Origin of the sequence: Bdellovibrio sp. ZAP7 (assembly GCF_006874645.1) — a bacterium.
In the GTDB taxonomy this organism is placed as follows: domain Bacteria; phylum Bdellovibrionota; class Bdellovibrionia; order Bdellovibrionales; family Bdellovibrionaceae; genus Bdellovibrio.
In genome coordinates, this window is the sequence record NZ_CP030082.1 from 3,428,604 (window position 1) to 3,442,799 (window position 14,196).

Below are 14,196 nucleotides of genomic sequence, written 5' to 3' on the forward strand. Positions count from 1 at the left end.
ACTGATGCATGGAATTAGCAAAAAAAGTAAGGGGATGCTTTGCTAGATCGACGCTTGAAACAACTGCTGACATTCATTTTCACAGCGCTTTCATTTCTATTAGCAGACCCTGCGTCCGCTGCTTCACCTGCGCGCGCGCAATGGTTAAGTTCACAAAAAATGTTGGTCAAACTTCCTCAAGGTCTTCGTGTTGCCGACAACATGATCTTTCAGCTGGCCAACAGTGATATCAATTTCAGAGATGTTCCGCGCACTTATCCTCTTCCCGTGCTGCAACGTCAGGACAACTATGCGGTGGTCAGCACGGCTGGTTTGAACCGCCAGATGATCGAGGATTTGATTCATCGTCCGCTGAAAGTTTTCGTAACCAATGATCAAAACCAGCTTCTTGATTCGACCGCGATTCAGTATGCCGGTCTGTTGGATGAGCTTTATGCTTATCGTGGCAACGATCTGGGTGTAACGAATCAGGGTTCGCAATTTCAATTAAAGCTGTGGGCTCCAACGGCTTTTTCTGTGCGAGTAGCTTTGTTTGCTTCGCCGACAGCGATGCAATCAGATGCTGTACTAGTTCCAACTTATCAAAATGGCGTTTGGACAACATCAGTCCCCCGTCAGTACCAAAATTTTTACTACCTGTATGAAGTGACGGTTTATCAGCCGCTCACGGACCGTATGGAAACCTCTTTGGTTACCGATCCCTACAGCATCAGTCTTGCGATGAATGGTGCAAAATCTCAACTGGTAGATTTGGATAGCGGCGAGTCTAAACCATATGGATGGGATAACCTGACAAAACCCTATCTGAACTCTTTCAAAGACATAACAATCTATGAACTTCACATCCGCGACTTTAGCGCCAACGACGAAAGCATTCCTTTCGTGTATCGCGGAACTTACGATGCTTTCGCGCAAGGTGCTGGGCGTGGAGTGCAGTATCTGAAATCCTTGGCTGATGCGGGTTTAACCCACGTTCATCTTTTGCCATTCAATGATTTCGGATCTGTGAATGAGGATCGCACAACTTGGGAAACCATCAATGCTAACTCCTCGAACCTTCAGGATGCTCAAGGGGCGCTGTCGCAAATTCGCGCCCGTGATGCTTTCAACTGGGGTTACGATCCGGTTCACTTCTTTGTTTCTGATGGTTCCTACGCAATGGATCCGCAAGGTCTTTCCCGTGTTCGCGAAACGCGCACCATGGTTCAATCTTTAAACACGTTGGGCTTGCGCGTGGTTCAAGACGTTGTGTTTAACCACACTTATGAAAATGGTCTAAGCGCATTTTCAGTTTTTGATAAAATCGTTCCTCTTTACTATTACCGCCTGAACGATGAGGGTTACACTTACAACTCTTCTTGTTGTGCGGATACGGCCAGCGAACACTTCATGATGGAAAAACTCATCGTGGATTCTGTGGTTCACTGGGCAAAGAACTATAAAATTGACGGTTTCCGTTTTGATTTGATGTCTTTCCACTCGCGCTCGACCTTAATGAAAGTAAAAGAAGCTTTGCGCTCTTTGACTTTGCAACGTGATGGCGTGGATGGCTCTCGCATCTATATATATGGAGAAGCTTGGCCGTTTGGTTCTTTCTATAACCAAAATCCGCAGGAATCCATGAGCCAGTTGAATGCTTATGGTACTGGTATCGGTTTCTTTAACGATCGTCTGCGTGATGCGGTTCGCGGTGGCACGACAAGTTCTTCTGAAAAATCAGATCAGGGCTTCGCGACAGGATTGTATTTTGATTTCAATCAGGAACCGGCAAACCAAAACACACCGACAGATATCAATCAGCAAATGGATAAAATTCGCCATTTGGGAGATGTGATCAAAGTGGGACTTGCAGGGAATCTTCGTGATTTCTCTTTCCGTGAACATTATGGAAATGTGATCCTGGGGGGAAACCTTCTGTACCGCAACAGCCCTGTGGCAACTTCGGCAGAACCGATTGAAACCATCAATTATGTTTCTGCTCACGATGGTTATACTTTGTGGGATGCCGTTCAAGCAAAAGCGCCTTTCTATACTCGTGGACGTATTCCAGAAACGGCGACGGCCATAGAACGTCAGCGTATGCACCAGTTGGCAATGGCGATTCCTATGCTTAGCCAAGGTATTCCATTTATGGAAGCTGGTGTGGAACTTCTGCGTTCTAAAAACGGTGACCAGGATTCTTATGATTCGGGAGATTATTTCAACCGCATCAACTGGATAGGCAACGACAATTATTGGGGTCAGGGTCTGCCACCCGCTTGGAAGAACTATAATGACTGGGCCTTCTGGCAACCCCGCCTGCAAAATCAAGATTTGAAAGTGACACCGCAGTTGATTGCGCAAACTGCGAATTACTACAAAGGACTTCTGCGTCTGCGTAAAGGCAGTTCGCTATTTAAAATGAATTCTTTGGAAGAGATCATGAACGGATTGGTCTTCCTGGATAATGAGAACACGATTGACCCAGGTCTCATCGCCATGGTTCTGCACAATCCCAAAGAAGCGCTTTTGATTATGTTCAACAGCTCGAGAAACCCTCGAGTCTTTTCTCACAAAGTATTGAGCTACAACTGGGGTTACGACCCTGCGTTTGGACCGAATGTGGATCCATTGCTTGCGCAAGTGATCCTTAATCGTGCTCAGTCTCAGATTCAAATTCCAGGTATGACAACAGTGGTGTTGCGACTGGCAAAGGGATCTTATTTTACGGGTGTTAAGTAATGCGCTATTATTTGTTTCTATTGATCACACTCTGTTCGATGGCTGCTCATGCGGAGAAACTTCGTATTCACGTATGGCACCAAATGATCTATGGCCACCGTCAGGTTCTGGCTGAAGTTCTTAAAGAATTTGAAAAACAAAATCCCGATATCACGGTTCAGGCAACTTATCGTGAAACTGAAGAACTACGCAGCGGTTATCAATCCGCAGCTATGGGTGGTTCGGGTCCAGAGCTGGTTTACGGTCCTTCGGATCAAATCGGTCCTTTTGCCACAATGGGCATCATCCGTCCTTTGGATGAAGTTCTGGGCGTAGACTATTTCAAACAATTCGATCCTCTGGCGGCTCCGACTTTCAATGGTAAGCACTTTGCTATCGGCGATGCTGTCGGCAACCACTTGATGTTGATCTATAATAAAAAGCTTTTGCCTGTTCCTCCGAAAAACTCGGATGAATTGATCGAGATGGGTAAAAAAGCGACCATCGATAAAAATGGCGACGGCCGTGTTGATCAATGGGGCTTGGTATTCAACTATACAGAGCCGTTCTTCTTTGCGCCGTTCATTCCGGCTTTTGGCGACGACTTCATTAAAGACGACGTAAAACCCAACCTGAACACGCCAGCTCTAGCGAACACATTCCAATTCATTTTGGATATGCGTGATAAGTACAAAATCATCCCGAAAGAGTGCGACTACGAAACGGCCAATGCTCTTTTCAAAGACAACAAAGCTGCGATGTTGATCAACGGTGACTGGTCTTGGGGTGATTATAAGGAAGCGAAAGTCGATTTCGGTATTGCCCGTATTCCAATGATTTCAGGCACTGGCAAATGGCCGGCTTCTTTGGTGGGAACCAAGGGTTATTCACTGAACGTGAATATGAAATCACCCCAGCATCAAGAAGCAGCTGTTAAGCTTTTGATGTATTTGACGTCCACTCCGGTGCAACTGCAATTCGCAGAAAAAGTGGGCATCTTGCCATCCAATCTGGATGCGCGTGATTCTGATATCGTTAAGAACAATCCATTGCTGAAAATCTCGGCTGACATCATGGAAGTCGGTCATCCCATGCCGATCGTGCCTGAAGTACGCGCGATCTGGGACAGCTTGCGTATTCAATACCAAAAAGTATTGGCTGGCAGTCTGACTCCACAAGCTGGTGCACAAGGTGCTCAGGTTCTGGCTGAAAAACAAATCGCCGAGATGAATGAGGTTCTTAAACCCGACGCCGGTGCTTATGTTCTAAAAGCGATTTTTGCCTTGGTAATCTTGGGTGGCATTTGGATGTCGCGCAAATCATTGGTGGCTTTCGTCAAAGGCTTCCAGGGTCCTAATCGCTTTGCCTACTATATGATGCTTCCGGCATTTATCGGTATCTTTGCGGTAATCGTGTATCCGTTCTTCTATAATATCGCGATTTCTTTTTCGAACTTTAGCTTGCGCACGTTCCAGGATTGGTCGCTGGTGGGCTTTACTCATTACGTGAATGCGTTTTCGGATCCAAAATTCTATTCATTGTTCTTGAAAACAGTGATTTGGACCGTCGTGAACGTTTTCTTCCACGTGACGTTGGGTGTGTTCTTGGCTGTTATCATTAATCAAGTGATGCCATTCCAAGGTTTCTGGAGAGCTCTTTTGATCATCCCGTGGGCCGTTCCTCAATACATCACGGCTCTAACCTGGAGAGCGATGTTCAATCAGGAATACGGACCGATTAATATCGTTCTGCAAAAGTTTTTACACTTGTCTCCGATTCAATGGCTCAGCCAACCGACGACGGCCTTTGCGGCCTGTATCATCACCAACGTGTGGTTGGGATTCCCATTCATGATGATCGTGGCCTTGGGCGGTTTACAGTCTATTTCCCATTCACTGTATGAGGCGGCTCGCCTGGATGGCGCGACTTCATGGCAGCGTTTCCGTCACATCACGTGGCCGTTGTTGATGCCAGTGATGGTTCCCGCAGCGCTTTTGGGTTCTATCTGGACATTTAATAACTTGAATGTGATTTGGTTGGTTTCAAATTCCGGCGAGCCGGGAGATCAAACGCACATCCTGGTATCTTATGTTTATAAAGCGGCCTTTAACTTGTATCGCTATGGTTATGCAGCGGCTGTTTCTGTGATTATCTTCCTGATCCTGGTTATCTGGGGCTTGGGAATGCTTAAGTCACAATATCAAAAGGAGACCAAGTAATGGTAAAACGTCTTCTCGCTTGGGTTTCGATCCTTTTGTTTGCTGTGTTCTCTCTGTACCCGATCGTTTATGTGATTTCGGTTTCTCTTCGTGGCGACAATGCTTTCCAAACGCAGTCTTTGGAAATCGTCGGTCCGAATTCCACACTTAAAAACTTTGTTTCATTGTTCACAGAAACAGACTTTTTGTTGTGGTTGAAAAACTCATTGATCATCAGCGGTGTTACGACATTTGCGGGTGTGGCGCTGGCTTCCTGCAGTGCTTACGCTTTGTCTCGTTACCGTTTCCGTGGCCGTAACATGATGTTGTTCTCTTTGCTGACGACACAGATGTTTCCAGCCACGATGTTGATGCTTCCATTCTTTATTATCTTGTCGCAGCTACATCTGATCGACAGCTTCTGGGGATTGTTCATTATCTATTCCTCGACAGCATTGCCGTTCTGTATCTGGCAGATGAAGGCGTACTATGACACCATTCCGCGCGAGCTCGAAGAAGCGGCGCTATTGGATGGCTGCTCACGCTGGATGATCTTTACCAAAATTATTCTGCCGGTGTCTTCACCAGCACTTGTGATCACGGCTTTGTTCAGCTTTATGTCAAGCTGGTCTGAATACGTGATTGCCGCCGTGGTTCTGCAAGATCCACAGCTTTATACTCTGCCTCTGGGACTTCGTTCCTTCCAGGCAAGTCTTGCGACTCAATGGGGCCTGTATGCAGCAGGTGCTTTGATCGTAAGTATTCCAGTTTTGATTTTGTTCATCAGTATTTCCCGTTATTTGGTTTCTGGTCTGACAATGGGAAGCGTGAAGGGTTAATTTATGGCGAATATTGAATTTTCTAATCTGGCTAAAAGTTTCGGCTCCGCCAAAATTCTTAAAGACATCAATTTGGAAATCGCTTCGGGCGAGTTTCTGGTATTGGTAGGTCCTTCTGGTTGCGGTAAATCCACTTTGCTTCGCACGCTTGCCGGTCTTGAAACTTTGGATTCCGGTACGATCAAAGTCGGCGGTAAGGTAATCAACAATGTTGAACCTCAGGATCGCGACCTGGCGATGGTATTCCAAAGCTATGCTCTTTACCCGCATATGACGGTGGAAGAAAACATGGGCTTTGGCTTGAAGCTGCAAAAAATTTCTGCATCCGAAATCGCCAAACGCGTGAAAGAGATCGCAGAGCTTTTGCAGATTTCTCACCTGCTTGAGCGCCGTCCAAAAGAACTTTCCGGTGGTCAACGTCAGCGTGTGGCTTTGGGTCGTGCCCTGGCTCGTAAAACTCCGGTGATTTTGTTCGACGAACCCCTCTCGAATTTGGATGCACATCTTCGTACGCAAATGCGCGTAGAGATCAAACGTCTTCATGAAAATTCCAAATCCACGATGATCTATGTGACTCATGATCAAATGGAAGCAACAACGATGGGTGATCGTATCGCCGTTCTGAAAGATGGCGTGATCGAACAAGTTGGCACTCCAACGGATATTTATCACCGCCCCAAAAACATGTTCATCGCAAGTTTCATCGGTTCCCCAGAGATGAACTTCATCGAAGGCAACACCGTTCGCCGCCTGCCATGGCCGGAAGCTCAAAAAGCCGACCAAGTTTTGGGTGTTCGCCCAGAAAGCTTTAAATTCAATACAGGCGATCTGAGCCCCCAAGAACTTGCTCTCGGCGATTATACGGTGGAACTGTCAGAAAACCTTGGAGGCCAACAAATGCTCCACGGATTGTTAGATGGCCAAAGTGTGAGAATTATTACGGATTCCATGGATAAATTTTCCAAGGGGCAAAAGGTTCCAGTGAAAATAGATCTGACAAAGGCTCACCTGTTTGATAAGAAAACAGGACAGAATCAGCGTCTATAGGAGACCACATGTTCTCAAAACTGCAACGTTCAATTTTACTCCTGACTCTTTTGTTGGGTACTAGTTCGGCCCTTGCAGCTCCAAGAACAGTTTTCGTTCAATTGTTTGAGTGGCCCTGGAGAGAAGTTGCACGTGAGTGCGAGTTGTACCTGGGCCCATCTGGTTTTTCTGCTGTTCAAGTTTCTCCTCCCCATGAACACGTTGCTTACAACGGTGCCTGGTGGGAGCGCTATCAAGTCGTCTCTTACAAATTAGAATCCCGTGGTGGCAGTGAAGCCGAATTCGCCAATATGGTTCAACGCTGTAACGCTGCTGGAGTCGACGTTTATGCCGACGCCGTATTGAACCACATGGCAGGCTTCCCGCAAGGTGTGGGCTTTGCCGGCTCAACATTCACTCAAAGAAACTATCCTGGTATTTACAGCCCGAATGACTTCCACAGCTGTGGTCGCAACGGCAACGACAACATCGTTAATTACCGTGACCTGTACGAGCTTCAGTATTGCCAGTTGGTGGGCTTGGCCGACCTGGCGACAGAATCTCCTTACGTTCAACAAAAGATGGCTGATTATATGAATCACATGTTGGATTTGGGTGTCGCTGGTTTCCGCTTGGATGCTGCGAAACACATGCCTTCCAAAGATTTGATTCAGATCACTCGCCGCTTGAAGCGCTCTGCTTATATTTTCCAGGAAATCATTCACGATAACTATGGACCGGTTACCTATAATGAATACTTCCCAGCCGGCGATGTCACTGCTTACGAATATCCGTTTATACTGGGTTCCAGCATCAAGAACGGCCAGCTTGGCAACTTGATTAACATTGCTCGTGGCATGCCTGACAGCAACCACTCTATCGTGTTCGTGACAAATCATGACCTGGAAAGAACGGGGGACTCCAATATCCTTCGCTACACAGGGGATGATCACTATGTTTATCGTCTGGCGCAAATCTTCATGCTCGCGTTCCCGTACGGCTATCCACAGGTTTACTCTGGATACAATTTTAACTCGTACGATCAAGGTCCTCCCTTGGGCACTGATCTGCGCACATTGGGAATCCTGACGCAAAATAATGCCTGCGTTTCTCCTTGGACTTGTGAACACCGCTTGCCTGAAGTGGCGGCGATGGTGAATTTCAGAAACCAAACGGACAAAGCTTTCTATGTATCCAACTGGAACACAGACAATTCTACGTTTGTTTCTTTCAGCCGCGGTGGTTTGGGATTCGTAGCCCTTAATTTCTCTAGCAATCCGATCACACGTGAGTTGCAAACAGGCTTGCCTGCGGGCAGCTACTGCAACCTTACTGGCCCGTCTTACAGACGCCAAACTCGCAAATGTACAGATATGAAATACGACGTCAATTCGAACGGCGCCATCACTGTTACCTTGCCTCCTTACTCATCTCTGGTACTTTTGAATCGCGATCAAACAAAACGTACAAAGTAAGGGCCTACTCCAGCAGATCTGGAGTTCATCGGGTGTAGTGGGATATGAAAAAGAAAACTTATACAATCGGTTTTGATTTAGGTGGTACTAAACTTGCGGCAGCTCTTCTGGATAACTCTGGAAACATGCTGGATTTCGTAAAAGTACCGGTCGATATGAAGCGCGAGGGCTCGGCCCAAAAAACTCAACAGCGCGTGATTCATCTTATTTCTGATATCGCTCAAGATTTCAAAAAACGGTTTCCCAAAGAAACATCTCCCTCTGTATTTAAAGGTATTGGGCTGGCAAGTGCCGGTCCCTTGAATGCTGAAGAAGGAAAACTTTTGCACCCAGTGAACTACCCAGGCTGGAAAGTCGTTCCGATTCGTGATTTGGTAGAAAAAGAAATCAATAAAAGCGGTTTTAAAACGAAAGTGTATTTCCAGCATGACGCTACAGCCGCAGCCCTTGCAGAGGGTTGGGTAGGTGGAGCTCAAGGCATGAAGTCCTTTGCTGTTGTGACGACAGGAACTGGGGTTGGTACGGGTATCATCTTTAACGGTATGCCTTGCCAAAGCGGAGGCATGGGCTCGGAGTGCGGGCACTTTGTTATCGACGTGCCCGGCTTGAAAGCGAATCCTGATAAAGTTCATCACTACACAGTCGAAGGTCTTTCTTCAGGCACGGGACTTTTACGTCGCGCCAAAGAAATGGGTTTCAGTGGTAACTCCGTCGAACAACTGGTTGAAACCAAAGATCCAAAATATGATATCTTGTTTGCTGACATGGCTTTTGCGCTGGCAAGTCTTTGCCACAATCTTTCCATCGCCTTTAACTTGGAAAAAATCTTTATCAGCGGCGGTTTGATTAAAATCAAAGATCTGTTCTTCAAAGATTTGAAAGCGAACTATTCAAGAACCATTCGTCAGATCAACACTGATCTTGAGTGCAAAATTGAAATCGCAAAAACAAAAAATAATGCGGGCGTTTTGGGTGCGGGCTATCTTCCCCACCTTTACGGCAAACCGGCTCGCAAAACGAAATAGACATTTTCGAATAACAATCCCAAAAATCCACACCCAGGGGCAATCTTCCTCTGGGTTTTTTATTTTGCAGCCTCAACTGTCATTAATTTAATTCTGACCGAATTTCCGTCCAGGTCTGCTCTTTGCAATTCACATTTGCAAGGAGGCTATATGGTAAATCTCAAGGAAAACCCATCTCATTCAGAAGACATTGTCCAGCTGATCAAGAAAGACCATAAGCCCTTGAAGGTGCTGCTGGGAATTCTTAAGAACGAAGATGTCACCATCACTGAAAAGCGCGCCGCTTTTACAGAGTTCGCTCCCCTGCTGGAAGCCCATGCCAAACCTGAAGAAGACACCTGGTATACGTCTTTAAAGCGCGAGCACCAGATGGAAGTTCAGGGCATGGAAGGCGACCTGGAACACCGACTTTCAGATCAAATTTGTAAGGACATGAAAAAAACCGTCGACGATAACTCCTTTATGGCAAAAGCAAAAGTATTGGCTGAACTCGTCGAGCACCACATCAAGGAAGAGGAAATGGAAATGCTGCCGGAGTACGAAAAGTATGCAACCTTGGATGAGCGAATTGAACTAGGTCACCGATATCTTGAATTACAACAAGAAATTGAAAACCGACAATACAAGGAAAGCCACAAGTTTCCATCGTCAGTATTGGATAACATTCAGGGTAAAGTCGGCATGCCGATCTTGCTCTATATCCTCGGAGTTCCAGGATTTGTTGTTATCCTGCTCTGGTTTTTCTTCTTCCGCGGGGAATAAAAAAAGGGAGCCCCAGTGCGTGGGGCTCCCTTTTTTTGATACTCCGACGGAGTCGGAGTGCAAATCAGCTTTTCGATTTTCGCGTATCTGGCGCTGACTATTTTTTAAGTTTCGCCTTAGCCAAGATTTTGCCCGCTTCAACACCTGGCTGATTGAAAGCATCAATCTTCAAATATTCACCCAAGCCAGCAACAACCAATTGCCAGAACATGAACAAGTAACCCAAAGTCTCTTCGTCCAATGCCTTTGCTTTTAAGGTCATTGTAGAAACTCCGTTTGCCACCAGGGCTTCCTGAGTTGCCAAAGCTTCAGCTCTTAATAGTTCACCCATCGTGCGACCTTGCAGGTCCATAGTTTCTTTGAACTGCGCATTTTTAATACGCATAGATCCGCCTTCAGCTTCGTCGACACGTTGGAAAATCACAAATTTGTCTTTCGTGCCTTCCATCACTTGTTGCAAGATCGAGTGCTGATCAGAAGCACCGATAGCAGCAATCGGAGTACTAACGCGAGGAGCAGGAGTTCCCGCGCGAGTTACCGGTTTACCCAAAGACTCTGCCCACAACTGCGCATACCAGCCACCGAAATCTTTCATGCGAGAGTTATATGACCATAACAATGTGATCCACTCTTCACGGCCATAGGATTGAATCACTTGAGCCATAGTTTGAGTCACAGTTGCTGTATCTAATAGAGCGCGCTTCGCACCAACACGGAACTTTTCCAAATCCAAGCCCAAGAAGGCAGCCGGGAACATTCCCACTGGAGAAAGAACAGAGAAACGGCCACCTACATCCACCGGGATTTCACACTCAGGTACTTTGTGCTTACGTGCCCAGTCAGTCAGGGAACTTGATTTCGTTTCAGAGATCACTATCGAGTTGGAAGCAAGGTGAAGACCTTCTTCTTTGTAAACTTGATCCAAAAGTTCCAAAGCGCACAAAGATTCAATAGTTGTACCGCTCTTGGAAATAAACGCCCAGGCAACGTCTTTCAGATCCCCCAGTTCATCAATCAAGGTTTCGAAAACCAGGGCATCCACATTATCAACAAAGAACATGTTGTTGGCGTTAAAGACTTCGGCGATTACGCGAGTTCCTAAAGAACTTCCACCCAAACCCACGATAACCAATTTTTTAAATTTAGAAGACATCTCCGAGCCGGCTTTGTGGGATTGTTGCCACAAGTTGATGCGCTCTACGAGTTGTGGGAAACCAATTTCTTTTCTTTGCAAAAACAATTTCAAAGAAGATTGGCATTCCTGAATAAGATTTTCGGGATTTGTATGATTCGCCTGCGTGATTTCCAACATCGTGATTTCTCTTTCCAACAGAGTTTGTCGGAAAAATTACGAAATCGCGACGTCTTCCTCAATACGGTGATATCCGTTCCACTCTTTCAGACGACCACGAGGGCGTCCTCCGTCTTCAGGATACTCAATCAAGCAATAGGTCAGTTTCGTGATTTTTCCAAGAGACACGATATCTAAAGAAGTGATCTCAGTCCACGTTCCTGTATTAAAATATTCTTTGTGTTCCGACCATTGCCTGTATTGGTACACATGGGTGTGCCCAAAGACCACAGTATGCACTCTGTCATCGTGAAGAATTTTACGCGCTGATTCACTCAAATCCGGGAAGATAGCGCTTTCCAGGATAACCTGGATGATCCGCTTCAAAGGCCAATGACGGCGGCTGTCCTTTACAAACACGCTTCTTAGGAAGTAGCGATTTGCCATAAAAAAACCACGCACCAAGCTCATGGTTTCATTTACCAGCGCCCAGCGCAGCATTTTACCAAATGGACGAATCTTATCCACGTGGGGATACGTCTGTTTGATTTTCAATACGACTTCCAAAAAGAAGTGAGAACCAAAGGGCAGATTCAAGATCGGCTCCACCAAGTTCTTTTTCAGAAAGAATTTTTTGGGGTCCATACGATTAGCGGCTTCATGCATATGACCGTGCTCGATATGAACACCATCAAAGAAATAAACGATGTTTTTAAAGCGCACCGGTGCACCGATCACCTGATTCACAAAGGCGCGGCAAGCCGGCCACAGCATCCCCTGATCGTGATTGCCGACGATATAGGTGATGGATTTTCCTGGCTTGGCAGCAAATTCGGCCATGGCTTTAAAGACGTTCTCGTGACCTTTCACGATGTCTTTCAGAATATCCAGTGTCACGGCTTCGGTGATGACTGATAGGAAATGTCCTTTGTAATCACATTGAAGGAAATTAAAGAAATCACCGTTGATGATCAGTTCAACTTCGTAATCGCGGTAAACGCCGGTTGAGTAGTAGTGAATGAATTCCACCAGCTTGTCGCCGTAATAGAATTCCTCGAGCGAATTGATCCCACCCTCAGCCAATAAACGGCCTTTGCCCAGATGCAAATCGCTGATAACCACCTTGATTTTTTTTACTGGTGCGGGTTTTGCGACAACTGCTGAGCCGTCGCTGACTTCCGCTGGTGATGTGGTGGACTCCATGAATTCCTACTCAGCCTTCTTGAGTGGAACAGGTCCGCCTTCCTCTTTGACTTCCAAATTAGAAAGGGCCAAACGGAGAGCACGCTCTGTACGTTTGAATTGGTCCTGATTCCCCTCGATAGTCTTGTTTAACTCAAGACATTTATTTCTATAATTATCGAGTTCCTGGGAAAGCTGATCAATCTTTCTTTTCTGGTCAAGGATATACTCATCTTTGGACCGAACTAACGCGGCCTTCTCTGCACGCAAAAGCTCTAGACGATTTTCCAGTTCGCGTTCACGAACACGGATCTTTTTGAAATCTGATTTTAGTCTGGTTTCCAGCTCTTCGACTTTAACGCGAGCTTTGGCCACTTCGTTTTCCTTGTACTGAAGGTTGCCCTTCAGGATCAAGATCTCGCTTTGGAAGGATTCGCGGTCTTCCGCTTTCTCTTTTTCCACCGCCACGATGCGCACACCCAGTTCGTCTGTACGAGCCCGAATGATCTCCCCGGCTGAAGCCAGCTCTTCATTTTCACTGCGCAGACTTTCAACTTCTTTTTCCAGTTCCAAGATGCGCTGTTGTGCCAGCTTCAGATTTTCTGCCTGAGCCAAGCTTGCATCCACAGAAGTCATCACGTTTGCAGAACCTGCACGGTTGCTGCCACGGAAGTTACCCACGCTGACTTTCACGTCCACGTCGTTGTTTTTACGGCCACCCACACGGGCATTCGCAAAACCAGATACGGCCAGAGTGCGATCCGCATCTGTGCCAGCACCGGAAGTCATTTTCGAACTTGTTAAATTCAAATCTTGAATAGAAACCGTTTTGTCTTCTTTTTGGCTGTCACCCAGGGATGCTGCCAAGTTATCTACCGGACTTGTAAAGTCATCCTGGTAGTTTGAAGAAGAAACCGGAACATAGGGCTCCTCTGATGGAGTTGGCATTTCTACCACGACATCATCGGACTCATCATCAAGGCTATCGGCAGATTGATAACCGCCGTCTGCAGAAGGACCTTGATAAGGTTCTTCGACAGGCATTTCATATGTTGGGTATTTTGGACGAGGTGGCAAATCAAAGCCCACTGGTTTTTCGCCATCTAACAGCTCATCGCCGGAAGCAAATTCTTCCACACCTTGAGCGGCATAGTCATCGTCAGCTTGATGACTGGTGTATTCTTCTGCTCCACCTGGGAATTCAGACGCGTCGATTTCTGCACCGACATCTTTTTCCAGGCCAGCCCACATATCTTCACTCCCGTCTGCATCTGCAGATGGGGTCTGATGGAAATTCGTTGGCTCTTCGCCAGAAACTTTCCCATCTTTATGAAACGACGCATCCTCTTGAATACCGCGGACATCGTCCATCAGTGATTCAATCAGGTTTTCCGCCGCTGAAGATTTCTTTTTTCGTTTCGACATACTAGTGGAATTATCGGAAATTCCTCAACTTCTCTTAAGGAACTCCCATGGGATTCCATCTAACTGGAACAAGGTCCAGCCCCTACGGGTACGGACTTACCTCAGAACAAATACAGCATCCCACACGCAGGGCATCGCCTCAAAAAATCTCGCATAACCGTCTCATTTAGGTACGGCCTTACCTCGCAAAGTAAGTCCGTACCTTTTGAAGTACATTTTCGCTGCGGTTCCGCAGCGCCTCGTGGTGGAGCCCATCTAAGGCGTGGCGCAGGA

At 46.5% G+C, this 14,196-nt stretch carries 10 protein-coding genes; 7 read left to right on the forward strand and 3 right to left on the reverse strand.

Annotated elements, in window-relative coordinates:
- Positions 1 to 39: 39 nt before the first annotated feature.
- The 7 genes from DOM22_RS16375 to DOM22_RS16405 all read left to right on the forward strand — a co-directional run bounded on the left by DOM22_RS16375 (position 40) and on the right by DOM22_RS16405 (position 10,025).
- The gene (locus DOM22_RS16375; RefSeq protein ID WP_246845709.1) at positions 40 to 2,721 is read left to right on the forward strand and encodes an alpha-1,6-glucosidase domain-containing protein; all 2,682 of its coding nucleotides are present in this window, start codon (positions 40 to 42) and stop codon (positions 2,719 to 2,721) included.
- Positions 2,721 to 4,919 (forward strand): extracellular solute-binding protein, encoded by a 2,199-nt coding sequence (locus DOM22_RS16380; protein ID WP_142701399.1) that lies wholly within the window; start codon positions 2,721 to 2,723, stop codon positions 4,917 to 4,919. The genes DOM22_RS16375 and DOM22_RS16380 overlap by 1 nt, the downstream gene beginning before the upstream one ends.
- Positions 4,919 to 5,737, forward strand: a complete 819-nt coding sequence (locus DOM22_RS16385; RefSeq protein WP_142701400.1) for a sugar ABC transporter permease — start codon at positions 4,919 to 4,921, stop codon at positions 5,735 to 5,737. Before DOM22_RS16380 ends, DOM22_RS16385 begins: the two co-directional genes overlap by 1 nt.
- Before the next feature lie 3 nt (positions 5,738 to 5,740).
- Positions 5,741 to 6,784: an ABC transporter ATP-binding protein gene (locus tag DOM22_RS16390; protein WP_142701401.1), complete on the forward strand. Its 1,044-nt coding sequence runs from the start codon at positions 5,741 to 5,743 to the stop codon at positions 6,782 to 6,784.
- A gap of 8 nt (positions 6,785 to 6,792) precedes the next feature.
- On the forward strand, positions 6,793 to 8,238 hold the full coding sequence (locus tag DOM22_RS16395; protein WP_142701402.1) for an alpha-amylase family protein: 1,446 nt from the start codon (positions 6,793 to 6,795) through the stop codon (positions 8,236 to 8,238).
- Between the two features lie 44 nt (positions 8,239 to 8,282).
- Entirely contained in the window at positions 8,283 to 9,263 is a 981-nt protein-coding gene (locus tag DOM22_RS16400) for an ROK family protein (RefSeq protein ID WP_142701403.1), read from the forward strand.
- A 150-nt stretch (positions 9,264 to 9,413) separates the two neighbouring features.
- Positions 9,414 to 10,025: a hemerythrin domain-containing protein gene (locus tag DOM22_RS16405; RefSeq protein WP_142701404.1), complete on the forward strand. Its 612-nt coding sequence runs from the start codon at positions 9,414 to 9,416 to the stop codon at positions 10,023 to 10,025.
- A gap of 97 nt (positions 10,026 to 10,122) precedes the next feature.
- Here DOM22_RS16405 and DOM22_RS16410 read toward each other — a convergent pair whose 3' ends face one another.
- The 3 genes from DOM22_RS16410 to DOM22_RS16420 are packed head-to-tail and all read right to left on the reverse strand — an operon-like array spanning position 10,123 to position 13,923.
- Positions 10,123 to 11,337, reverse strand: coding sequence for a glucose-6-phosphate isomerase (locus DOM22_RS16410; RefSeq protein WP_142701405.1), 1,215 nt, complete (start codon positions 11,335 to 11,337; stop codon positions 10,123 to 10,125).
- A gap of 36 nt (positions 11,338 to 11,373) precedes the next feature.
- Positions 11,374 to 12,519: a metallophosphoesterase gene (locus DOM22_RS16415; protein WP_142701406.1), complete on the reverse strand. Its 1,146-nt coding sequence runs from the start codon at positions 12,517 to 12,519 to the stop codon at positions 11,374 to 11,376.
- Between the two features lie 6 nt (positions 12,520 to 12,525).
- The gene (locus DOM22_RS16420; protein ID WP_142701407.1) at positions 12,526 to 13,923 is read right to left on the reverse strand and encodes a hypothetical protein; all 1,398 of its coding nucleotides are present in this window, start codon (positions 13,921 to 13,923) and stop codon (positions 12,526 to 12,528) included.
- Between the last annotated feature and the right edge of the window lie 273 nt (positions 13,924 to 14,196).